The sequence below is a fragment of the Tractidigestivibacter sp. genome (assembly GCF_057241865.1).
Map to the genome: position 1 here is coordinate 17,986 of NZ_DBHHPX010000018.1, position 21,928 is coordinate 39,913.

19 protein-coding genes and 1 pseudogene are annotated in these 21,928 nt (G+C 62.5%); 6 read left to right on the top strand and 14 right to left on the bottom strand.

Features of this window, described 5'->3' with window-relative positions:
- Nucleotides 1-187: 187 nt before the first annotated feature.
- From whiA to ACO59D_RS07345, 10 genes are all read right to left on the bottom strand, one after another.
- Nucleotides 188-1,150, bottom strand: coding sequence for a DNA-binding protein WhiA (gene whiA, locus ACO59D_RS07300; RefSeq protein ID WP_485126427.1), 963 nt, complete (start codon nt 1,148-1,150; stop codon nt 188-190).
- A 3-nt stretch (nt 1,151-1,153) separates the two neighbouring features.
- Nucleotides 1,154-2,110 carry an RNase adapter RapZ gene (gene rapZ / locus ACO59D_RS07305; RefSeq protein ID WP_485126428.1) on the bottom strand — a complete coding sequence of 319 codons (957 nt, stop codon included), beginning with the start codon at nt 2,108-2,110 and terminating at the stop codon, nt 1,154-1,156.
- A 178-nt stretch (nt 2,111-2,288) separates the two neighbouring features.
- Complete coding sequence (locus ACO59D_RS07310) at nt 2,289-3,383, bottom strand: Gfo/Idh/MocA family protein (RefSeq protein WP_485126429.1); 1,095 nt, start codon at nt 3,381-3,383, stop codon at nt 2,289-2,291.
- 20 nt (nt 3,384-3,403) lie between these two features.
- Nucleotides 3,404-4,093, bottom strand: a complete 690-nt coding sequence (locus ACO59D_RS07315; RefSeq protein ID WP_485126430.1) for an N-acetylmannosamine-6-phosphate 2-epimerase — start codon at nt 4,091-4,093, stop codon at nt 3,404-3,406.
- Between the two features lie 56 nt (nt 4,094-4,149).
- Complete coding sequence (locus tag ACO59D_RS07320; protein WP_130812408.1) at nt 4,150-5,157, bottom strand: ROK family protein; 1,008 nt, start codon at nt 5,155-5,157, stop codon at nt 4,150-4,152.
- A gap of 10 nt (nt 5,158-5,167) precedes the next feature.
- Nucleotides 5,168-6,094, bottom strand: a complete 927-nt coding sequence (locus ACO59D_RS07325; protein ID WP_485126431.1) for a dihydrodipicolinate synthase family protein — start codon at nt 6,092-6,094, stop codon at nt 5,168-5,170.
- Between the two features lie 78 nt (nt 6,095-6,172).
- Nucleotides 6,173-7,000, bottom strand: coding sequence for an ABC transporter ATP-binding protein (locus ACO59D_RS07330; RefSeq protein WP_485126432.1), 828 nt, complete (start codon nt 6,998-7,000; stop codon nt 6,173-6,175).
- Nucleotides 7,001-9,040 (bottom strand): dipeptide/oligopeptide/nickel ABC transporter permease/ATP-binding protein, encoded by a 2,040-nt coding sequence (locus ACO59D_RS07335; RefSeq protein WP_485126433.1) that lies wholly within the window; start codon nt 9,038-9,040, stop codon nt 7,001-7,003.
- 2 nt (nt 9,041-9,042) lie between these two features.
- Nucleotides 9,043-9,999, bottom strand: a complete 957-nt coding sequence (locus ACO59D_RS07340; protein WP_485126434.1) for an ABC transporter permease — start codon at nt 9,997-9,999, stop codon at nt 9,043-9,045.
- 138 nt (nt 10,000-10,137) lie between these two features.
- Nucleotides 10,138-11,757 carry an ABC transporter substrate-binding protein gene (locus ACO59D_RS07345; protein WP_485126435.1) on the bottom strand — a complete coding sequence of 540 codons (1,620 nt, stop codon included), beginning with the start codon at nt 11,755-11,757 and terminating at the stop codon, nt 10,138-10,140.
- Between the two features lie 192 nt (nt 11,758-11,949).
- Here ACO59D_RS07345 and ACO59D_RS07350 point away from each other — a divergent pair.
- The 5 genes and pseudogenes from ACO59D_RS07350 to ACO59D_RS07370 all read left to right on the top strand — a co-directional run.
- Nucleotides 11,950-12,123 (top strand): annotated as a pseudogene (locus ACO59D_RS07350) (tyrosine-type recombinase/integrase); the annotation flags it as partial.
- Between the two features lie 163 nt (nt 12,124-12,286).
- Nucleotides 12,287-12,538: a hypothetical protein gene (locus tag ACO59D_RS07355; RefSeq protein WP_485126455.1), complete on the top strand. Its 252-nt coding sequence runs from the start codon at nt 12,287-12,289 to the stop codon at nt 12,536-12,538.
- A 690-nt stretch (nt 12,539-13,228) separates the two neighbouring features.
- Nucleotides 13,229-14,065, top strand: coding sequence for a PRD domain-containing protein (locus tag ACO59D_RS07360; protein ID WP_485126436.1), 837 nt, complete (start codon nt 13,229-13,231; stop codon nt 14,063-14,065).
- Between the two features lie 38 nt (nt 14,066-14,103).
- Entirely contained in the window at nt 14,104-15,519 is a 1,416-nt protein-coding gene (locus tag ACO59D_RS07365; protein WP_485126437.1) for a PTS transporter subunit EIIC, read from the top strand.
- Nucleotides 15,520-15,579: 60 nt separating this feature from the next.
- A complete protein-coding gene (locus tag ACO59D_RS07370; protein WP_485126438.1) occupies nt 15,580-16,617 on the top strand; it encodes an ADP-ribosylglycohydrolase family protein in 1,038 nt (345 codons plus the stop codon).
- Nucleotides 16,618-16,651: 34 nt separating this feature from the next.
- Here ACO59D_RS07370 and ACO59D_RS07375 read toward each other — a convergent pair whose 3' ends face one another.
- Both ACO59D_RS07375 and ACO59D_RS07380 read right to left on the bottom strand, forming a co-directional pair.
- On the bottom strand, nt 16,652-17,116 hold the full coding sequence (locus ACO59D_RS07375) for a hypothetical protein (protein WP_485126439.1): 465 nt from the start codon (nt 17,114-17,116) through the stop codon (nt 16,652-16,654).
- Nucleotides 17,117-18,227: 1,111 nt separating this feature from the next.
- Nucleotides 18,228-19,709: an FGGY-family carbohydrate kinase gene (locus tag ACO59D_RS07380; protein WP_485126440.1), complete on the bottom strand. Its 1,482-nt coding sequence runs from the start codon at nt 19,707-19,709 to the stop codon at nt 18,228-18,230.
- Between the two features lie 231 nt (nt 19,710-19,940).
- On the opposite strand from ACO59D_RS07380, the gene ACO59D_RS07385 reads away from it, so the two are divergent.
- Nucleotides 19,941-20,558 carry a hypothetical protein gene (locus tag ACO59D_RS07385; protein ID WP_485126441.1) on the top strand — a complete coding sequence of 206 codons (618 nt, stop codon included), beginning with the start codon at nt 19,941-19,943 and terminating at the stop codon, nt 20,556-20,558.
- On the opposite strand, the gene ACO59D_RS07390 is transcribed toward ACO59D_RS07385, so the two are convergent.
- Both ACO59D_RS07390 and rbsD read right to left on the bottom strand, forming a co-directional pair.
- Nucleotides 20,555-21,445, bottom strand: a complete 891-nt coding sequence (locus tag ACO59D_RS07390; RefSeq protein ID WP_485126442.1) for a ribokinase — start codon at nt 21,443-21,445, stop codon at nt 20,555-20,557. The genes ACO59D_RS07385 and ACO59D_RS07390 overlap by 4 nt on opposite strands.
- A gap of 41 nt (nt 21,446-21,486) precedes the next feature.
- Nucleotides 21,487-21,882: a D-ribose pyranase gene (rbsD, locus tag ACO59D_RS07395; protein WP_130812421.1), complete on the bottom strand. Its 396-nt coding sequence runs from the start codon at nt 21,880-21,882 to the stop codon at nt 21,487-21,489.
- Nucleotides 21,883-21,928 lie beyond the last annotated feature (46 nt).

The following is a 21,928-nucleotide window of genomic DNA, read 5'->3' on the forward strand; positions in this document are numbered from 1 at the left end:
TTCGAGTGGCCGACGGGGCCTCCCCCCGGCGGACCTTGTAACAACGCCGAAACGCCATTGCTAGGGCTATTCTACCGCACGTTTGCCGTTCTAAAGCGAGCAATCCGCAACGCTGGCAAAATTGTGGACGCATTTTTGCACAAAATATAGTATGTGATACAGCCTACCTGCATGTTTATGTCAGATATCATCGATTTTCTGATGTGGAAACGTTCTCAGTCCCAGATTCGGCCCCCACAAGCTGCTCCAGTCTGAGCAGGCGGTGGTACATGGCCGACTTTGAGGCGGGAGGGTCGAAGGTCTCGCCCAGCGCCGCAAGCGACAGCTCGGGGTGCTCCCTGCGCGCCGCGCAGAACTCGCGGACGGCCGGCGGGAGATGCTTGAGGCCTAAGAGCTCGTCTGCCCGGTCGATGAGGTCAAGCTGGGCCACCGCGGCAGAGGACGAGCGCGCCTGGTTGGCGACTTCTGCGTTGACGCGGCGGTTCACATCGTTTTTGACCGACTTCCTCGCACGCGCAACCTCGACCACACGCGCCATGCGTTGGGCCCCCATCGCGCGCAGGAGACGCAGCACATCGTCGAAGCTCTTGAGGTAGAGCGCATAGGCCCCACGGCGTCTGTTGATGCGCGCGGAGACACCAAGGGTGGAAATCACGTCGGCTAGGCCGTGGGCGAACTCCTCCCCTGTCACCGCAATCTCCAGGTGGAAGTCACCTCGCGGGTCGGCGATAAACCCACCCGCCATAAAGGCGCCGCGCACGAAGGCTGCCCGCGCCTCCTGCGTCTTGAGGAGGCCTTCAGGCACCCCGAGCGCAATGCCGTGACCAGGGACGAGAATGCCCAGGCTCGCGAGGTCATCTGCCAGACGGTCCTGCTCGGGCATCTCGATGAGGTAGTTTCTCGTCTTGTGGAGCACCGAGCGTCGCACGGTGAGCGAGGTCTCGAGGTCGAACACGCGATGCGTAAGCTTGATGACCGTGCGCGCCACGGCGCCCGTCTCGGTGGCAATGCGAATGGAGTAGCGCCCCGAGCCGTGGAAGCTCATGGTGCCGCAAACGCGGACAAGAGCCGAGAGCTGGGCAAGCTCGGCCATGCGCATCGTAGGCTCGACACGCGAAAGCTCGTCTTTGACCTGAGCCGTAAAGGACATGGGCTACCTCTGGTCCGTCGCGACATCCGAGGCGGCTGAGGAGAGCGCCTCGGGAAGGTTGCGATGGAAGAGGTTGACGCGGTAGCCCTGCGCCTTGAGGTGGGCGGCCGTCGCGTTGGCGATGGCGACGCTTCTGTGCTGGCCGCCCGTGCAACCCACGGCGATGGAAAGGCGTGCCTTGCCCTCGGCGACGTAGCCCGGCATGGCCACGTCAAGAAGACGCAGCCAGGCATCCATGAAGTCGCGTGCGATCTTGTTGCCCAGCACGAAGTTGGCGACCTTCTCGTCATTGCCCGTGAGGTGGCGCATCTCAGGGTCATAGAAGGGGTTGGGCAGGAAGCGGACGTCGATCATGAGGTCTGCTTCGGAGGGCATGCCGTGCTTGAAGCCAAACGAGAAGACGTTCACGTCGAGGAGCTGCTGCTCGGTGAGTTCCGAGAAGGCCGTGTTGAGGCGGGTCCTTAGGGTCGAGGTGCGCATGCGACTCGTGTCGATGACGAGGTCGGCCATTGTGCGTGCGTCCTTGAGCTGCCGGCGCTCGCGCTTGATGGCATGCCCGACGGTCTCGCCGTGAACGGCAAGCGGGTGGCGGCGGCGGTTCTCGTTGTAGCGGCGCACGAGAACCTCGTCGGAGGCGTCCAGGAAGAGGAGCTTGCAGGAGAGCTCGTGCTCGCCCAGCTGACGGATGGTGTCCGTAAGCTCGTCAAAGAGGCCCTGGCTGCGCAGGTCGCAGGTGACGGCCAGGTGGCGGCCTACGCCCGAGTTGATGCCCACAAGATCCGCAAGCTGTGGGACCAGGCGCGGGGGGAGGTTGTCGATGCAGAAGTAGCCCATGTCCTCGAAGCAATGGAGTGCCTGCGTGCGGCCCGAACCCGACATGCCCGTAATGATCACGATATCGGGGACGCGGTCGCGGTTCTCGGCATCACGCATGGTCTGTCCTGTGCTCTCGTCTGGCATTCGGCCCTCCTCTGCTTTCGAGTCGCTTCAAGTATAGGGATTGCCGCAGAGCAGCACCCCACGCGCGTCACACATTCGGAAACGATTGTGTGACGCGCGCAGGTCGCAACAGATTCGCCGACGATTGCGTTGCGCGCCGCAACACAATCGGAGCGCAGGTGGCACCTGTCGCGGCGCCCTACGCACGCTCCTCGGGATAGACGACGCCCCACTCGCGGCGCAGGCGCGTCATGATCTGCATGACATCGGCCGCGTAGTCGAGAAGGCCGGCGGCCTGGGCATCCCCTGCAACCGCGCGCTCGAGGTCGGCAATCTCGTAGCAAAGGGCGTACCCGGATCGGCCCGCATGCACCTCCTCGCGGCGTCCGTCCGCCGTCCATACGATGGTCGCGGTGTCCGCACGCGGATAGTCCGTGACCCCGACGTAGCAGTTGTCGAAGCTCAAAACCGCGCGTTTGGGCTGCTTGGAGTGGAGCGTGAGCGACAGGACGCCCATCTGGCCCCGATCGTTTCTGCACACGATGCCCGAGGTCTGGTCGACACCGGTCGAGGCGAGGTTGGCGAGAGAAACAACCTCCGTGGGCTGGCTTGCCATGAAGAGCCTCATGAGCGAGAGCGCGTAGACGCCGATGTCGAGCATGGCACCACCCGCAAGGCCGATGTTGTAGAAGCGGTTGGTGAGGTCGCCGTACTCCTTGTAGCTGCCAAAGTTGAGCTGGGCCAGGTTCATGGTGCCAAACTCTCCCGTGTTGGCACGGCGGAGAAGCTCCTGGTAAAGTGGCATGTGCAGGATGGTCGTGGCATCCATGAGGACTGCGCTGCTCTCGTGGGCGAGTGCGCGTGCCTCGTCGAGCTCCTCGGAGTTGAGCGTGATGGACTTCTCACAGAGGACGTGCTTGCCTGCCGCGAGCGCTCCGCGCAGATAGCGGATGTGCGTGTTGTGCGGCGTGGTGATGTAGATGGCGTCCACGCGCGGGTCCCGGTAGAGCTCCTCGACCGTGCCATACACGCGCTCGACACCGTAGCGGGCTGCGAAGGCCTCGGCCTTCTCGCGTGTCCGGTTGGCCACGCCGTAGATGTGGCGCCCCGAGAGCGCAAGCGAGGCTGCCATCTGGTTAGCAATCGCGCCACAGCCGATAACCGCCCAGGTGAGCCGTGGTGCGACGTAGATGTCAGCGGGGAAGGGCTCGCCTTCGACCTCGTTGAGCGCCTCCTTTGCAGCCGCTGCCGCATCGAGTGGCGCTGCCTTCTCGGGAACAATGCCCTCTGCCATGTGCTTCCCCTCTCTTGTCGCTACGCCTCAAGTGCCGCCTTGAACCAGCTCGTGATACTCGTGGGGTGAGTAATCGCAGTGCCTGAGACCACGGCCCACGCGCCCGCGTCAATGGCGGCGCGGGCGTCGGCCGGCGTGTGGATGTGACCCTCGCATACTATGGGGAACCCAGGGAACTCGTTGGCCGCCTGCGCGAGCAAAGCGATATCGGGGCCATCTTCGAGGGTGGTATCGATGGCGGCCTTGTTATGCGAGAGCGTGGTCGACACAATGTCACAGCCGCAGGCAACACCGCGGCGGATGTCCCCAATGGTCATGCAGTCAGCCATGACGAGCGTGTCGCATTGGGCACGGAGTTCGCGGACGGTCTCCTCGAACGTGCGACCATCTGGACGCGGGCGGGCGGTCGCATCAAGGGCCACCACGTCGGCGCCAGCGTTGACGCACGCGATGGCATGGCGCAGCGTGGGCGTGATATACACGCCGTCATGCCCCTCCTTCCAAAGGCCGATGACGGGAATCTCGACGCGACCTTTGACAGCCGCAATATCCGAGAGGCCCTGGCAGCGAATTGCCGCAGCGCCGCCCAGCTCGCAGGCACGGGCAATCTGGGCCATGGTCTCGGGATGGCGCATCGGCTCGCCAGGATACGCCTGAACGCTTACGATGAGCCTTCCCCTGAGGGACTGGACAAGCGGGGAAATATCCATGTCATTCAGCCTTTCCGCATGTCGATGACATTGCTTCGCATGCCTATGCTAGGGCATCAATGGTGTTGCGCACCAGTCGAGGGGGATGCGCACACAGCCTGCAGGCCGACGTACGCCGAGCTCACGACATTCTGTGCAGCACCGATAAGCGGCGCATCGTCACCCAGGGATCCGTCCCTAATGGGAGTGGATGCCTGGGGTGGCATCACCGCCTCGTCCCAACCGCTCTTGAGCGCAGCATGCCAGACGGGCCCGCACTTTGCCACCGAACCCGAAAGGATCACGCACTCCGGGTCAAACATGTTGACCATAGAGCCAAGCACCTCCCCCAAGGCATGGCCGGAGCGGGCCTCCGCTGTCCTGGCGGCCTCGTCACCCTCCTCCGCAAGGCGACTGATGTCTGCACCATCTGTGGGCATGCCGTCGGGCTGAAGCGGGTCTCCCCCAAGCTCGATGTATCGCGCGAGGATGCCTGGGCCGCATGCGATGGTCTCCACATGCCCCATGCCGCCACACTGGCAGGGCACCCCTGCGGCATCGGTACACGTGACGTGCCCAATGTTCGTGGCTGCGCCATGGGCCCCCAGGAGGAGGCGCCCGTGGTCGACGAATGCGCCGCCGATGCCGGTTCCCACCGCGCATACGAATGCGCTGCCCATGCCGCGCCCGGCGCCCCAGCTCGCCTCGCCAAAGGCATGGGCGTGGACGTCATTCATGACGCGAACGGGAACGCCGAACACGGCGTTAAGCTTAGCGCCAAGATGGGTCCCTCCCCAGCCGGGCATCATCTCGTTGGCATAGGTGATGTCACCCGTAAGGGGGTCTACGACCCCTCCCGTGGAGACGCCAATGCCATCGACCTTGCCACCAGCGACCTCTACGATGCGCCTCACAGACTCGATGACAACCTCGAGAACATGCTTGCCGCCCAGCTTTGCCTCGGTAGGGAGCTTCCCGTAGCCCTCCACGCGGGGCACCTGACCATCTCCCAAGGTCACAAGGGCAGACGCCACCTTGGTTCCACCAATGTCGATGGCAACGACCCTTAGCGCTCTGCCTGTCATGGCCTGCCTCCTATTCGGTTATGACACCGGTATCGACGAGGACCTTCCTGATTGCCTCTCGGTTGGCCCCCGCAAGCGACTTCACTGGCCGTGGCATGGTGTCGTGGTCGAAGATGCCCATGAGGTTGAGGGCGGTCTTGAATGCTCCCACGCCACCCGCATACCCCTGAACACCCGCAGTGACATCAAAGATATGTGAGACCTCGTTAATCTGATTCTGGAGCTCCCTGACGCGAGACCAGTTGCCGGCACGATATGCCTTGTACTGCTCAACGTAAGGCTCTGGGATCACGTTGGCAAGCCCGGGGACGGAGCCATCGGCACCGGACAGGTAGGCACCGTCCACCACGATCTCGTGACCGGTGAGCAGGCTCAGGGGGTGTCCGGCCTTCTCGTTTTCCTGAACGAGGTAGCGGAAGCCGGCGTCGTCTCCCGAGGAGTCCTTGACGCCCGCAATAACGCCGTCCTCGCCAAGCTTAAGGGCAAGCCTCCAAGGAATCTTGGTGTGTACGCAGACGGGGATGTCATACGCAAGGATTGGCAGGTCAATCTCCTCATGCAGAATACGGAAGTGCTCCTCGACCTCTGCCAGGCCACCGAGTGCATAGAACGGGGCCGTGGCCACAATGGCATCCGCGCCAAGCTCACGAGCGCGCTTGGCATGCTCGATCACGCGGTCCGTCTCCGTGTCGATGCAGCCCACCAGCACGGGAACGCGGCCGGCCGTGATGCGGATCCCCTCTCGCACAATCTGGCCCCTATGGGCATCGTTGGCAAACGCAACCTCGCCAGTTGAGCCCAGGAAGAACAAGCCGTCGACACCCGCGCCAAGCATGCGATTGATCAGGCGCTCAAACGATGCGACGTCTACGCTGAAGTCGGGGTTGTCGGGCGTGACAACGGGGGGCACGACACCCGAGATCTTGAACGACGACATAGGTGGTCTTCTCCTTTACTCGTTAGGCGCAGAGCGGCGTACCGCCCGGAATGCAGAGGGCCTCGGAAAGCGTCTCCCCTATCTGCCAAGGTCGGGGTGAAGAAGCGACGGGACCGCGGCAAGCAGGGTTTTGGTGTAGTCATCGCGGGGCCCATTGAAGACCTGCTGAGCCGGGCCTTCTTCCATGATCTTCCCATGGTTCATGACGATGATCCGATCGGAGATGTAGCGGACCGTCTGGATGTCATGGCTGATGAAGATCATCGAGAGGCCCATCTCGTTCTTGAGGTCCGTGAGGAGGTTGAGGATTTGGGCACGGACCGAGACATCCAAGGCAGACGTAGGTTCGTCGGCGATGATTGCCGCCGGGTTGAGTGACATCGCGCGAGCAATGGCGACACGCTGGCGCTGGCCACCGGAAAGCTGTCCCGGAAGCGCGCGCAGGGTGCTCTTGGGGAGCCCCACCAACTCGACCAGCTCCCTGATGCGCGCCTCTCGCTCGGCGATGTTGCCAACGTTGTGGACAAGCAGCGGGTCGAGAAGCTGATCGCGCACAACCATGCGCGGGTTGAGGGCCGTGGCAGGGTCCTGGAACACAACCGAGACCACGCGGCCGATCTGCTTGCGCATGTCAGCCGTCCGCTTGGTCACATCCTTTCCCTGGAAAAAGACCCTTCCCGACGTTGGCGACTGAAGGCCGCACATAACGTTGGCTGTCGTTGACTTGCCGCAGCCCGACTCGCCTACGATGCCGATCGTTTCTCCCGGCATGAGCTTGATGGTGACGTCCTTCACGGCCTGGACCATGTTGGGATGGAGGAGGGAGCCGGTTCGGGTCTTGAAGGTCACCGAGATGTCATCGAGAAAGATGATGGGCTCGGTGGCTGGTGTCTCGCAGGTAGCCATCTATCCCACCTCCTTGATGGTGCCCAGGTATGGGGTGATGCCATTTTCCCTGAGATAGTCATCAGGAAGCTCTGAGAAAAGGTGGTGCCTGTTACCTGGCAGGCCCTTGAGCTGCGGGTGCACATCCGCGCCAAGCGCGGGGTGGCTGGAGCGCGGAGCAAAGCGATCGCCCTTGGGGAAGTCCTCCGGTGAGGGGACCGTGCCGGGAACCTGGTGGAGTCGGCTTCCCACGCGCACACCCTCCTCGATCGAGAGCACCGAGCCGAGCAGCCCCCTCGTGTACTCGTGGATTGGGTTGGTGAGCAGCTCCTTGGTTGGAGCCTGCTCGACAACCTGGCCGGCGTACATGACCGTGATTTCACTCGCCACCTCGGCGACGAGCGCCAGGTCATGACTCACGAAGATCATGGCAAAGCCAAGCTTTGACTGCAGGTCATTCAGGAGTTTTATGACCTGCTTCTGGACGGTCACGTCGAGCGCCGTGGTGGGCTCGTCGCAGATTACGAGCGACGGGTCTCGGGTGAGGGCCATGGCGATAAGCACGCGCTGGCGCTGTCCACCGGAGAGCTCATGGGGATAGGATTCGAGCGTGCGCCTGGAATCCAGGCCAACGAGCTCGAGAAGCTCTTCGGCACTGCGTGTGCCGCCGCGATCTGTGAGCTGCCTCATCTGAGCGGAGATGAGCATGGACGGGTTGAGGGATGAGAGGGCATCTTGATACACCATGGCCAGTTCGGTCCCCAAGAGCTTGCGATGCTGCTCAGGGGTCATCTTCAGCAGGTCTTGCCCCTTGTAGACCACCTCTCCTGCAACCGTCTCTTTGGGGTCGACGAGGTTCATGATCACCTTGGTAGTGATGGACTTTCCGCAGCCAGACTCGCCGACAAGCGCCATGCACTGACCGGGACGTACGCTGAACGAGACGTTATCGACCACGGCCACATCACCATGAGACTCGAAGCTGATGGAGAGATTCTTGACCTCAAGCAGCGGAGGGGCCGAATAGTCCGGGGCATGTCGATCCCCACGCACAAGTTCCACCTTGCGCAGCTCCGCGAGCCTGCGGGCAAGAGGTGCCGCCTGCTCTTTGTAGGCGCGGACAGGGTCTGTGGCGAGAAGGTCGTCTTGTCGACGGGATTCGGAACTCTCGGACTCAACAGGGGCACCCGGTGCGGCCGCCATGGCATCAGTCAGACCCTCAGAGAGGACGTTCAGGGCAAGGCAGGTAATCATGATGGCGAGGCCAGGATAAAGGGCTTGCCACCAACGGCCCGACAGAACGCCCGCACGAGCGTCGGCGAGGATGTTTCCCCAAGTTGGAGTGGGCTCGGTGATGCCGGCACCCAGAAACGTCAGCGAGGCCTCGAAGATGATCGCGTCGGCCACAAGCGTAACCGTAAAGACCATGATTGGGGCGATGCAGTTTCTGAGGACATGCCGCCAGAGAACCCACGGGGCACGGGCACCAGAGACAATGACGGCCCGCACATAGTCTTCGCCGTATTCGGAGACAACGTTCGCGCGCACGATGCGCGCAATCTGCGGCGTGTACATGAAGCCGATCGAGAAGATGATGGCGGGTACGGAGTTGCCGAGGATCGACACGAACACGGCCGCGAGCGCGATGCCTGGGAAGGACATGATGATGTCCAGGATGCGCATGATGACCTCAGAGACCTCCTTGCTCGACACCGCAGCTATCGCGCCGATGATGGAGCCGCAAACGAGGGCCATGCCGGTAGCGCCAAAGCCAATGACCAGCGAGTAGCGCCCGCCATAGAGCATGCGCGAGAGGATATCACGCCCCTTGTCATCGGTGCCAAACAAGAACCCATTGCCCGGAGCCTGGCGTGCCATGAAGATCTCAACGGGATCGTAGGGTGCAATCACAGACGCAAGGATTGCGGATAGCGCGACCAAGGCCAGGATGACAACGGCCGCCTTGGACGCAGCGCTCATCTTTCTCCACCCGCCTAGGTGAAGCCCGCGGGATGCCGCAGCCTCAAGCTGACGCGACTGCCCTCTTCTTTGGGTCAGCATCTCTACACCGTCCTAATCCTGGGGTTGATAAGGAGGTAGAGCATGTCGACCACGATGTTGATCACGATGAATGACAGTGCGACAACAATGACTACCCCTTGGACGAGCATGGTCTCGTTTCCCTGGATCCCCTCGAGGATCGCCATGCCCATTCCAGGAAGGTTGAAGATCGTCTCGATGACCACGGCACCTCCCATGAGGTAGCCGATCTTCAGCCCCAGCGTCGTAACCGGTGTGATGAGGGCGTTGCGCAAGACGTTTTTCCCGACGATAACGGCGTTGGGGAGCCCTGCTCCCTTGGCGGTCCTGACGTAGTCCTTATCGAGTTCCTCGACCATCGCAGTGCGCACGATGCGCGTCATCTGTCCCGTAAGCGGGAAAGCAAGCGCGACGGAAGGCAAGATCATGCGAGCCATGTACCCGCCAAAGTTCTGGGCAGGACTGGGCAGGGGACCCGAGGCGGGCAGGACATGCAAATAGGACGAGAAGACCAGAATCATGAGGACAGCGAGCCAGAAGGACGGAGTCGCGATTCCCGCAATGGAGATGACGCGAATAACCTGGTCGGGCCATCTGTCACGGTATAGCGCCGCCAGGACGCCCAGGGCAAACGAGAGTATCGCGCCTATGAGCAGGCCCATGAAGGTCAGCTGCATCGTGACGGGCAGGGCCTTTGCCACGCGCTCTCCTACCGAGTAGCTTGCGGCCCCGTAGGTCCCGAGGTCGCCGTGGAGGAGCCCTTCCATGTACCTCACGTAGCGGACCGGTAGGGGGTCATCAAGGCCGTGCTCCTCGTGATACTGGGCCACAGCCTCGGGGGTCGCACTCTCGCCCAAGGCGTTATAGGCAGGGTCTACCTTCGAAAACGACATGAGGAAGAAGACGAGAATCGTGACGCCCAGTGCCATGATTGGCAGGGCTATCAGACGACGTCCGATAAGGCGCAGAAGGTTATTCACGCCGCCATTCTCCTCTCTTTTCATCGACGACAGGAACGTGGCATGCCGGGGGCCCGGACGTAGCGGAGCAACGTACGGGCCCCATCACCCAGTCACGCATGAACGGGCTCACCGGTAACGCCATCGAAGAAGGTGGCGCTACTTGACCGTAGTGACGTCAGTCAGGGATACGCCGGTGGTGCCAATACCCGAGAAGCCCTTGACCTTGACGCCCTCGGCGTTTGCCGCATCTGTCCAGGATGCAGTTGATGTCTGGACCTGGAGCACGGGATACAGGGGGACGTTCTCGGCAAGGATGTCAAAGCAGTCGTTCCATGCGCTCTGCTGGGCGTCGCCCGATGCGGAGAGGGCCTCGTCCATCTTCGCGTGGAGCCGCTTGTACTCATCGGACCCGTTCCAGGGGCAGCGGGTCTTCATCCAGACGTTGTCGCCGTACCACCAGTTGAGCAGGAGGTCGGGGTCGGCACCGAAGCAGGACGGGTCACCAGGGGCAAGGAGCAGGTCGTAGGTGTTGTCGCCCTGGTCGATGGCAGCATAGGTGGCAGCGGAGGTGTCGGTCTTGATGGAGACGTTGAAGCCGAGGGCGTCAAGGTCGTTCTTGACCTGGGTGGCCATCGCGACGACCTGGTCGTTGTCGGTGGTGCGCAGCTCAATGTCGCCCGGGGTGATGCCGGCCTCCTTGATGAGGGACTTTGCCTTCTCCTGGTCATAGGTGTAGACCGTGCTTGCCTTGTGGTAGTTCGTGAAGGTCTCGGGCAGATAGCTCGTCGGCGCGGCGGCCTTGCCAGCAAGCGCATTGTTGATCATCTGGTCGTAGTTCAGGGCATACATGACGGCCTGACGGACCTTGACGTTGTCCCAGGGGGCCTTGGCGACGTCGAACATCATGAAGCGGGTGCCAAAGCCCTGGACGGTATCAATGTTGCAACCAGCGCTCTTCAGCATGTCGATGGAGTCCGCGGGGACGGACTCGGAGATGAGCGTCGTGCCCTCCTGCTGTGCGGTCACGCGTGCCGTGGCGTCCTTCAGGATATCGATGCGAATCTGGTTGTCCTTTGCAGGGTGGTCCCCGTTGTAGCTCTCATTGGGCGAAAGGGTGAGCGACGAATCGGAAATCTCGTCGTACTTCCAAGGGCCAGAGCCAACCGGCTTCAGGGTGAGGTCTTCCTTGGACATAGAGGCCGGGATGACGCGGACGATGGCAAGGCGGTTCTTGAGCAGCGAGAAGTTGGGGACCGCCGTCTTCACGGTAACCGTCCTCTCGTCCTTCTTCTCGACGGAAGAAATGGGAGCAAGCATGGAAACGTAGATGTTGCCCTCGGCGGTGGCCCGGTTAAAGGACTCGATGACGTCTTCCGGCGTCACGTCGCTGCCATCCGAGAACTTGGCCCCATCGCGAAGGGAGACCTCGAACGTGGTGTCGTCCACCTTGACGGGATCACCCGCGGCAAGGCCGTTGTAGGTGGAGTAGTCATGGTAGTCGAGCTCGTAAAGCCCCTCGACGACATTCCAGTTTGCCGAGAGGGCGAGCGCAGAGGACGTTGAGGAGGGATCGTAGTTCTGAGTTGAGTATGCCGAGCCGTAAGAGATGGTGCCGCCGCCCTCGCTGCCAGAGGTGGAGGTCGCGGTGGTGGAGCCGCTGTCGGTCGTACTCTGTGAGCCGCCACAGCCAGCAAGAGCAAGACCGGCGAGCACTGCAGCACTACCGGACATTCCAAGGAACATGCGACGTGAAAGGTTCTTGTTGGTCACCTTCATTTTCTGCCCCTCTCCCATTGAGGACGTCCACGCCCTCCGCGTGGAATCACCTTAGGAGCGAGTATTTCAGAGGAGCCAGCCCCCTTTGGCGTCCAATCTGCAAGCGGTGGTGTCCGTAATGCGAGTGGCACAGTGGTTTTTTAAAGGGGTAGATTAGCATTCTGAGTGCAACAACATGGCGCCAGCTTATGGGTGTGGCGCACGTCCGGAGGCTACGATTGTCGGTCGTCTGGGTCAGCGTCGGCAGCCAGGGGGGCGATGCGCCGCCACACGCACGCGACCTACCTCGTCGCAGCGGGGGCCGGCATCAAGACGGTGAGCCCTCTCATGGGACACGCGAACGCAGCGATGACGCTCAACATCTACGCGAGCGCCGACCCGCACGCGAGGAGGTCCGCCGCCAGGACGATTGCCGAGCAGATGACGGCGAGGGACCCGGGGACGTCGGGTACGAAGACGGGGATGGGGCGATGCTGCGTGTCGTGTAGTCGCCCGGGGCTTGTGCTCCCTTTCTGGTGGGGGACGCGAGATGAGCAGGAAGCCGGCAGGACCCGTCGAGAGGTCGCTCTCGGACACGTCACCGCTCTGCGACGGGCCCGAGTGGCTCGGGCCGAGGGACATCCAGGAGGTGTTCGGCGTCGGGAGGACGAGGAACTCCCAGCTGATCAACGCCCTCCCGTACATCCGCGTCGGCGGGCTCCTCAGGGTCAACAGGAGGACCGTGCAGAAGGAGCTCCTCGACAAGGCTGCCACAGGACGAATTCATGCCCAGAAGGGGTGAGATATATGATGCTTCCAACTATTGAGTAGTTCATTCGAATCTGTTGGCGCCAATCTTTAGGCTACGACCTTGCCCCCTTGAAAAAGTTGCCCGATGTGGAAAGATCTCTGCTGAATTTGGGAGTCTGCTTTCCCTAGGCACCAGTTCTCAGTAAAACAGCAGGCATCGCCGTACCTCCGCAACCTCGCCCCGGGCCGCCCCGTCTCAAACACAGTAAGGACGATGCGCCTTTTCGCAGCCGTGTGGTAGGCGCGTCTATGGCACACCTCCACGCCATCGGAACTGGTTCAGCGGGTCATTCCCGGCCTACTGACTGTGACGCCAATGTAGTGGCAAGGCTTGTAATTCGCGATTGCTATGGCAACAAGCACATGACAGGTGAGCAAACAGTGACGTGCCACTTTAAGAGTCGGATGCACGGTACAAACATTTAATGGTATTCGACTACTCAATACCGCTCACCGGAAAATTAGGCACTCTCGCATCTTTGATACCTGTATCACACAACCGTAACCGTATGTTAATAACGGCTCGAGGTACCGCAATAGCACCTCGAACGATGGTATGAACTGGAATGTTACTCCTCCGAAGCATGACCAGCAGTACGGATAGTCGTAGTTGCTGTTCAGAGTTCTTGGTGGAGTTTTTTTCGGCCGGAATTCCCCACCCAAAGTCTCGAGCGGCAGGCGAATGGAGGTGGGAACGGTGCAGACCCTTCGTAGAATCAACAACAACGTCGTCCTCTGCCTCGACAGCAAGGGCCGCGAGGTTGTCGCGACTGGAAAGGGCATCGGGTTCGGAGTCCTTCCGGATGACATACCCCTGTCCTCAATCGAGCGTTCCTTCTACGAGGTCGACGCACGCTATCTTGACGGTATTGCGAACTGCCCCCCTGAGATTCTCTCCTTTGCGGTCTCACTGAGCGACCAGGCAGCTGAAGAGCTGAAGTACGAGCTGAGCCCGAATCTTCCGTTCACCCTGGCAGACCATATCTCCTTCGTGATAGAGCGTACCAAGAAAGGGATTCACGTCTCGATGCCCCTTGCTGTCGACATCGAGCAGAGTTTCCCGAGCGAATGCCGCATTGGGAGACACGCCGTCAGGGCGATAAAAAAGAAGTTCGGTGTGATCCTCGACGATGACGAGATCGCCGGAATAGCAATGAACTTCATCAACTCGCGGCTTGCCCCGAAGGAGGACTCGACTACCGAGTTCGCCAATAGCGAGCGGGAGATGCTGGAGGACATCACCGAGATCGTGGAGGACGTCTTCGACACTACCATCGACAGGAGCACCTTCGGCTACGCCCGCTTCACCACGCACCTCGGCTACCTCTTCCAGAGGATTCACGCAGGTACGAGTCTCAAATCGAGTGAGCTCGAGGCATTCGAGGGCGTTCGGGAGAAGTTCCCGAGGGGCGTCGAGTGCGTCACGAAGATCGCCATCCATATCAAGGAGACCTGGGGGTTCGAAATCTCGGAGACAGAGGAACTCTACCTGCTCGTCCATCTGAGCAGGATTGTGTAATTGACCATCATTAGAAACCAAATCAAAGGTGGATAACCATGTCAGCAAAGATGAGTAGCGCAGAGCTGGCAACCAGCCTTCTAGATCATGTCGGCGGAACCGATAACGTCAGCTTCGTGACGAACTGCGCAACCCGCCTTCGCTTCACGGTGAAGGACAAAGGGCTCGTCGACACGGAAGGCACAGAGAAGCTTCCCGGCGTCGTCGGATGCCAGTGGTCGGGCAACCAGTTTCAGGTGGTGGTTGGGCTGGGCGTCGGCGACCTCTACACCGAGGTCGTGAAGCTCTTCCCCACCGGCTCTTCCGCAATAGAGGGTGGGAATGGCTCCGCAATCGAGGCCGCCGAAGGTGACAAGCCCAAAAGCAGGGGCCTCGATGCCTTCGTTGCACTCGTTGTCAGCATCTTCCAACCGCTGCTGCCAGCCCTCGCGGGAAGCGGCATGATCCGAGGCCTGGCAATCCTCGCTGTCAACCTCGGTTGGCTCTCCTCCAAGAGCATGACGTACGAGATGCTCTACATGATGACGAATGCGATCTTCTACTTCCTTCCCCTCGCCGTGGCCTTCACCACCGCAAAGCGCTTCGACACGAGCCCGATCATGGCACTCGTCATCGTCGGCACACTGCTGCTGCCCGACTTCTCTGCACTCGTGAAGGGCAACGGCGGCAACACAATCAGCGTGTTCGGCCTGCCAATCACCATGTTCAGCTACAGCAGCTCCGTTCTCGCCCCAATCTTCGCCACCTGGGTCCTCTCGAAGTTCGACCACTGGTGCAGGAAGCACCTGCCCCACTCCCTCGACCTCTCCGTGACGCCCATGATCACCATCTTCGTGATGGCTCTTCTGACAGCCGGCATCATCGGCCCCATCTCCCAGTACATCAGCATCCTGCTCGCCAACTTCGTCAACTGGCTCACGGGCATCAACTCCGTTGTCACCGGTGCCGTGGTCGGCGGCATCTGGAACATACTGATCATGTTCGGCGTGCATTGGGCGCCCAACACCATCGTCATCATCCCGCAGATTGCCGCGGAGGGCAAGTCCCAGCTTATCGCCTATGGGGCCAACGCGAACCTTGGCATGGCGGGCGCCGCATTCGCCATTTTCCTGAAGTCCCGCAACAGCGAACTCAAGTCCTTCTCACTGTCGGCCATGTTCTCCGTCTTCCTGTCGGGCATCGTCGAGCCCTGCATATACGGTCTTGGCGTGAAGTACCACAGCCCACTCGTGGCCGGATGCATCGGCGCCGCCTGCGGCGGGGCGTTCATGGGCATCTTCCAGACCGTCGGCTACTCCTTTGCGTTTGGCGGCCTGACCACCATCCCCGCCTTCGCGGGTCCGACCCTCTGGGCCTACGTGGTCGGCCTCGCGATTTCCTTCTTCGTCGGCATGATTCTCACGTTCATGTTTGGCATCAAGGATCCGGAGGCGGAGTTCGGCCGCACCAAGTAGTACTTGTTATCCATCGGCTCTATCAGCAAGCACCGTCAAATCAGTAGGAAAGGAAGCATTATGAGCAAGGAACTGGCCGACAAGATTCTCGGCGTTCTCGGGACTTGCGCCATAGGCGACGCGATGGGCTCCGTGACCGAGAACCTCACCTTCGACCAAATCCGCGAGACGTTCCCAGGCGGGCTGCAGGAGTTCCGCAAGCCCGGCGAGACGGCCTTCGCACTCGGCAACGAGGCTGGCGAGGTCACCGACGACTTCTCGCAGACCTACCTCATCTCGCAGGCGATTGTCGAGGCAGGTGGCAAGATAACGCGCGGCGTCGTCGTTGGCGCCATCCTCAAGTGGTCCGACATCCCCAGGTGGTACGACCGCTTCGCAGGACCCACCACCCGCGGTGCCATCGCCAGCCTCAAAGACCCAAAGCACGAGGTCAAGTCACCGTATGGGACTGTACACGTAGACTATGCCTGCAAGGCAACCAACGGCGCCGCTATGAAGATTTCTCCCGCCGGCATCATGAACCCCGACGATGTCGAGGGTGCTATCCGTGACGCCATCACCATCTGCCGCGTGACGCACGACAACTCACTGGCGATTTCGGGCGCCTGCGCCACGGCCGCCGCAGTGAGCGCCGGCCTCGCGGAGGGCGCTACAATGCGCGACGCGCTTGGCGCGGCAGTCTACGGAGCAATGCGCGGTGAGACCATCGGCAAGCGCGTCTCGCATGACGTGGCGGGTGCCAGCGTCGTCGAGCGCATGCACCTTGCCAACGAGATCGTCCGCGGCCCTGGCTCTAAGGAGGAGAAGCTCCGGAGGATATCGGAGGTCGTCGGCAGCGGCCTACTGATCTCCGAGGCCGTCCCCTGCGCCTATGGGCTTGCCCTCCTGAACATGGACGATGCGCTCCAGGCCACTATAGACGCCGTAAACATCGGCTATGACACGGACACCGTCGCCGCCATCACCGGCGCCATGGTCGGAGCCTTCGCGAATCTGAAGGACGAGCGATATACGAGGTTGCTCTCCAGAATCCAGAAAGCCAACGATTTTGACCTCGTCGATCTCGCCTCCAAGCTCGCGGGATACGCTAGCAAATAGCCAGTCGAACGGCGCCATCCGGATTCCGTGGATGCTAATGCCAACACAATCCCCTCTTGCACAGTGTTGGTGGCTTAGGGAGGGCTCGGCCCTCTGAGCTGGGCCTCCCCCTATAGAAGTCCCGATGCCTCAGCGTGTTCGGGAAGGCCATTGCCCAATCCAGGACCATCTCGGCCTTCTCCATCTTGCTGTCGGGTGGGTTCATCATCACAGAGAAGAGGCCGAGCCAGCCGGGGAGGCTCGCGCGGTCGAAGCCCATGCGGCAGTTCAGAGACAGCCTCAGGAGGAAGCAGAGCCGGTTGACCCTTGCGAACGGGCCCTCCCTGTCCGGCAGGCCTTTAACGAGTCTCAGGTCGTAGGCCTCGCTGACGAGGTGGCGCCCCCCGCCACGGCGTTGTGGGGGGCTCTCCCTGTCGACCGCCGGCACGGGGTGCATCATCTCGTCCGCCTGGACCCTGCCGGAGAGGACCGAGGCGTCCTGGGCTCCGCCCAGGGCCATGAGCAGCCTCGCGAGCTAGTGGGGCAGCGTGGTCGGCGACCTGCGGTTCTGCCGGGTCACGCCCGCCAGGCTCTCGTGGGGGAAGGGCTCGAGCAGGAACTCCGACCACGCCGCAACTGGGAGCCTGTGGTCCTCGGGGACCGTGCCCGTCGCCGGGGCGAGCGTCGCCCCGCACGCCCCGCGTCACCACCGCCTGGCGCCGCTGCGGTCGTGCCCCCGGCGCGCCAGGTCCGGGCTGCGGCACAGCGGGCACGCGTCCCGCTCGTAGCCGTTGGAGAACTCCGCGTCCCCGCAGACCCCGGGACGCAGCCTCTCGTACGCCTTCCCTGCGCGCGCCCATGACGAGCCGCCGGGCAGGCGCGAGCAACGGTCGCGGACGCGGGGGGAGCATGCCATCCCCCGGCCATGGGTGGTGGTCCTCGCCGCGCCGGCGGGAGGCGGGGCCGAGGACCGCCACGTCGCGAGAGCCCCGTCGTCCGCCAGCGCGCTCTCGCTGGCGGCTAACCCCGCCCCCGATCACATGGCTCGTGCCGCCACGGACGCCACATGGTACCAGCACTGTGCAAGGGGGGATTGTGGCCACATATATTTGGCCAATCCGACCAATCAGCGGCGCCATCCGCGCCAACGTACTCCCGCCGGTTTCGTCAACGAAAGTCAGCTCCTGGACGTGCAGCCGACACGCGGAAGGAGCGAGGAACTGGAAGGGAGGAGCATCGTGGGAGAGCCCAACGCCTACCGGCAGCTCGGGATAGAGCCCAACCTCACCGGCATCGGGCGCCGCTACGGGACCAACCGGCACACCGTGGCGCGCTACTAGTCAGAGGGCGACGACATCGACGACGGCAGAGGCCGCCGGTACAGCGGGTTCGACAGGCACAGGGAATCCCCTATGTGGAGCCGCCGTCAGGCGATGTAGGAAAGCCGCCTGCTGCGGCTTGACAAAGCTATAGGGATACCCCCAGCGGGCCATGATGCCCTCCCGTCCGGCGATGCCAAGGTGGCTGTGGCGACCCATGCCAGCCCCTCCCGACGAACGCATCCGCAAGCGCCGTTGTAGGTCCCCATGGACCACCGCCTTGCCTTTTGCCGTTGCGCTAGCAATGGGAATTCAAGAGTCCGAAAGCGCCTTCGACACCGCATGCCGCCAGCCCGCATATCGCCCCTGTGCCCATTCCTCGTCCCGCAGAGGCACGTAGCGTCTGCGCTCGACGCCCCGAAAGAGCGTGGCCGCGTCATAGACCCCCATACCACAACCCGCAGCGTAGGCAGCCCCCATGCCAGAGAGCTCCTCGGTAGGTGACACGGCAACGAGACAGCGCGCAATGTCGCTCTGGAATTGCATGAGGTACCCGTTGTGGGTGGGGCCCCCATCCACGCGCAGATCGTCTATTCGCAGGCCGGCGTCCGCCTCCATGGCCTTGAGGACGTCCGTGATCTGGTAGGCAATGCAGTCGAGGGCGGCGCGAACCACCTCCGCCCTGCGCGTAGTGCGCGTCATGCCCACGAGCGCGCCCGTGGCATCGCTGTCCCAGTAGGGGGCACCCAGGCCCGTGAAAGCCGGCACCAGGTAGGAACGGTCGCCTTCGGTGGCCGCTCGGGCCAGCGCCTCCGTCTCATCGGCAGACCGAACGAGTCCCAAGTCGTCCTTGAGCCAGGTGATGACGGCACCAGCGTAGTTGACGTTGCCCTCGAGCACATAGTTGACCGTACCGTTCAACTTCCAGGCCAGGGACGACACGAGCCCACTCCCTGAGCGTACAAGGTCCTCGCCCACGTTCATCATGACGGACGAGCCCGTGCCATAGGTGGCCTTGACCATGCCCGCCCTCATGCACCCCTGGGCGAACAGGGCGGCGTGCGAGTCGCCCAGGATGCCATGGATGGGAATGGGCGCATCGAGGTAGCCCTCGAAGTCGGTCATGCCGAAGGCGGCGTCGGAGTCACAGACCTCAGGCAGCACGGAGACAGGCACACCGAAGGCATCGCACAGCTCCTCGCTCCATGTCAGACGGGAGATGTCAAAGAGCTCGGTGCGCGAGGCATTGGAGTAATCCGTCCTGTAGGCGGCACCTCCCGTCAGGCGATACAGGAGGTAGGTGTCCACGGTGCCCAGGCGTAGCTCCCCCCTGGCCAACGCATGGGAGGCGGCGGGCACGTTCTTCATGAGCCACGCGAGTTTGGCGGCCGGAAAGTAGGGCGAGAGCTCTATGCCTGTCTGCACGCGCACGAGCTCGGCCATGCCCTGACGACGCAACCGTTCGCACACGTTCTCGGCGCGCGCATCCTGCCAGACGATGGCGCGTGCAAGTGGCGCGCCACCGACATCCCACACGAGCGACGTCTCGCGCTGGTTGGAGATGCCCACGCCACGGATGTCGCCCTTGTCGATGGAGGCCCGTGCCACGACGTCGGCCACGGTAGCGAGCACGTTGGCGTAGATCTCCTCCGCATCGTGCTCGATCCATCCCCGGTCGCTCACGATCTGTCGATGAGGCCGGTCGGCGCGGGCCACGAGCGACCCCTTCTCGTCAAAGAGCAGCGACTTGGTTCCCTGCGTGCTCTGGTCGATGCCAAGAACGTACGAGGCCATGGGGCTTCCCCTCCCTTGTCCCTTCCCTGTCACACAGCATGGCGCATGCCTGTCCGAGCGCGTTCGTCATCCCGATGGTGCCACAATTGTCTAGAATCGAACCAACCGCTCCGGCGCCCGACACACAGGGCGTCACGACCCACGCCCAAGGGAGCCTTCATGTCACGACAGAGCAGACGCAAGCATCGACGGAGACTGCGCGCCACGAGAGCGCTCGAGCGGGAGCGGGTCATGGCAACGGGCGATGGCGTTGAGCCTCCCTCCTCACCCATGGCCACTGACAACGGCCTGCGCTCGTCAGCCAGCATCCGCTCGTCGTTCCGCAGGTTCATTGTGCTCTTCCACACGGCGCGCTCCCGCTTCCAAAACGTGCTGATCGTCGCCTCGGCCCTGTCGATCGCATGGTCGTTCGCGTACCTCGCTGCAGGCAATGGAGCCTGGAACCTCTTTGGCTACCGTCAATCGGACGCCCTCATGTCCCTCGTGCGCCTGGTGGCGTTTCTGGCAACCGCCATCGAGGACATCCGTGCGGGCGTCGACGCGAGCCGACTCCCCCGCGTGTCCCATGGCTGGGCGTTCGTCCCCCTTCTCTTCACCTTCCTCGACATCGTGCTCATGACGGTCCCGGGTAGCACGGCCGTCTTCTCCCTTGAGGGAGGCGCCCTGTACCTCTCCGTCCTCAACTTCGCACTCGCCCTTGTCTACCTGGTCATCTGCTTCAGGGCGGCCGCCGAGCATCCCGAGGCCGCAGAGAAGTTTCGCATCGCCCGACAACGGCTCGCCAACGCCAAGGCGGAACGCCTCAACAACCCCCGCCCGTCGAGACCGCTCCGCAGGCACAAGCACTAGCCCAGCGAGCTTGCCCGGACCTGTGCCATCGTGGGGATGGACGGCGCCGCCCCCTGCCGCGACACCGCCATCGCAGACGCCTTGGCGGCCAGCGCCAGGGCCTCCGGCACCGGCTTGCCAACGCTTCGCGCCCACACGAAGTAGCCCGTGAACGTATCCCCCGCAGCAGTGGTGTCGACGACCTCAACCTCGAAGATGCCCTGCTCATAGCGATGCCCGCCACACTGGTACACCGACCCCCTGGAACCGAGGGTGAGCACCACCTCGGCTTGGGGGTACTGCTCCCCCAGCCGCCAAAGCACATCGGCCGGATCCGTTGAGCCGCCCGAGATCTGTGCCCCCTCAATCTCGTTGAGGACGAACAGTGACACCTTGCCCAGGTCGATGGCACGTAGCGCGTCATCGTACGGCGAGGGGTTCAGGATGACCTTCATGCCCAAGGCACACGCGCGATCAACAAGGTAGGCGAGGCATGAAATCTCGTTCTGGAGGACAAGGTAGTCCCCCGCCGAGAACTGGGCGAGCACCTGATCCACGTAACCCTCGTCCACCTGCCGATTGGCGCCCCCATAGAGCAGGATGCAGTTCTGCCCCTTCGCATCCACCTGTATGACCGTATGCCCCGTGACTACGTCGCTGTGACCGACGAGGTGCGTGTCGACGCCTGCGTCCCTGCAGACGTCCAGCAGCAGACCCCCCTCGGGACCCACCATCCCCGCCTGCCATACCCGCGCACCCGCGCGGGCAAGTGCCACGGCCTGGTTGAGTCCCTTGCCGCCAGGGAAGACGCTGCGCTGCGTCGAGGCGAGCGTCTCTCCCGGCGCGACGATGTGGTCGACGCCATAGACGTAGTCTATGTTGAGGGATCCAAAATCGAGAATCCTCATGGGCTCTCCAATCGTGCGTCATGCACTATCGACACGCTGTCCTAGAACGCACAGGCAGCCGTCAGAAGGATGTTGGGATAGGGGGAGAACTCGCCGGTACGAATCACAAACTTACAGGTGACCTCTGCTGCCTTGAGGTCACGGTGCGCAACGTAGTCGTGCTCGACCCCATCGAGCTTGCGGAGTATGTACTCATGGAGATGGGGGTTTGCCTCCCTGATCTCCTCGGCGAGGACATAGCGCTCAACCGCACACTCGTCCATCACGGCATCCATGACCTGCTGAAACGTAGGCACACCGCCGATGACGGCAAGGTCTGCGACCTCGACCCCCCTCGGGATGGGCATGCCAGCGTCGGCAATCATGTAGGTGTCCTTGTGCCCCAAGCCGGCCAGCAGACCGGCAAGCTGGACGTTGAGAATGCCCCTCTTCTTCATGCTCTTCCTCCTTTGACGCCTTTGACGCGGGGCGTGCCACGAGGCC

Excerpts from the sequence above, each read along its gene's own strand:
- whiA (WP_485126427.1), bottom strand. The coding sequence starts at position 1,150 with ATGTCCTTTACGGCTCAGGTCAAAGACGAGCTTTCGCGTGTCGAGCCT.
- rapZ (WP_485126428.1), bottom strand. The coding sequence starts at position 2,110 with ATGCCAGACGAGAGCACAGGACAGACCATGCGTGATGCCGAGAACCGC.
- ACO59D_RS07310 (WP_485126429.1), bottom strand. The coding sequence starts at position 3,383 with ATGGCAGAGGGCATTGTTCCCGAGAAGGCAGCGCCACTCGATGCGGCA.
- ACO59D_RS07315 (WP_485126430.1), bottom strand. The coding sequence starts at position 4,093 with ATGGATATTTCCCCGCTTGTCCAGTCCCTCAGGGGAAGGCTCATCGTA.
- ACO59D_RS07320 (WP_130812408.1), bottom strand. The coding sequence starts at position 5,157 with ATGACAGGCAGAGCGCTAAGGGTCGTTGCCATCGACATTGGTGGAACC.
- ACO59D_RS07325 (WP_485126431.1), bottom strand. The coding sequence starts at position 6,094 with ATGTCGTCGTTCAAGATCTCGGGTGTCGTGCCCCCCGTTGTCACGCCC.
- ACO59D_RS07330 (WP_485126432.1), bottom strand. The coding sequence starts at position 7,000 with ATGGCTACCTGCGAGACACCAGCCACCGAGCCCATCATCTTTCTCGAT.
- ACO59D_RS07335 (WP_485126433.1), bottom strand. The coding sequence starts at position 9,040 with ATGCTGACCCAAAGAAGAGGGCAGTCGCGTCAGCTTGAGGCTGCGGCA.
- ACO59D_RS07345 (WP_485126435.1), bottom strand. The coding sequence starts at position 11,757 with ATGAAGGTGACCAACAAGAACCTTTCACGTCGCATGTTCCTTGGAATG.
- ACO59D_RS07355 (WP_485126455.1), top strand. The coding sequence starts at position 12,287 with ATGAGCAGGAAGCCGGCAGGACCCGTCGAGAGGTCGCTCTCGGACACG.
- ACO59D_RS07360 (WP_485126436.1), top strand. The coding sequence starts at position 13,229 with ATGGAGGTGGGAACGGTGCAGACCCTTCGTAGAATCAACAACAACGTC.
- ACO59D_RS07365 (WP_485126437.1), top strand. The coding sequence starts at position 14,104 with ATGTCAGCAAAGATGAGTAGCGCAGAGCTGGCAACCAGCCTTCTAGAT.
- ACO59D_RS07370 (WP_485126438.1), top strand. The coding sequence starts at position 15,580 with ATGAGCAAGGAACTGGCCGACAAGATTCTCGGCGTTCTCGGGACTTGC.
- ACO59D_RS07375 (WP_485126439.1), bottom strand. The coding sequence starts at position 17,116 with ATGGCCCTGGGCGGAGCCCAGGACGCCTCGGTCCTCTCCGGCAGGGTC.
- ACO59D_RS07380 (WP_485126440.1), bottom strand. The coding sequence starts at position 19,709 with ATGGCCTCGTACGTTCTTGGCATCGACCAGAGCACGCAGGGAACCAAG.
- ACO59D_RS07385 (WP_485126441.1), top strand. The coding sequence starts at position 19,941 with ATGGCAACGGGCGATGGCGTTGAGCCTCCCTCCTCACCCATGGCCACT.
- ACO59D_RS07390 (WP_485126442.1), bottom strand. The coding sequence starts at position 21,445 with ATGAGGATTCTCGATTTTGGATCCCTCAACATAGACTACGTCTATGGC.
- rbsD (WP_130812421.1), bottom strand. The coding sequence starts at position 21,882 with ATGAAGAAGAGGGGCATTCTCAACGTCCAGCTTGCCGGTCTGCTGGCC.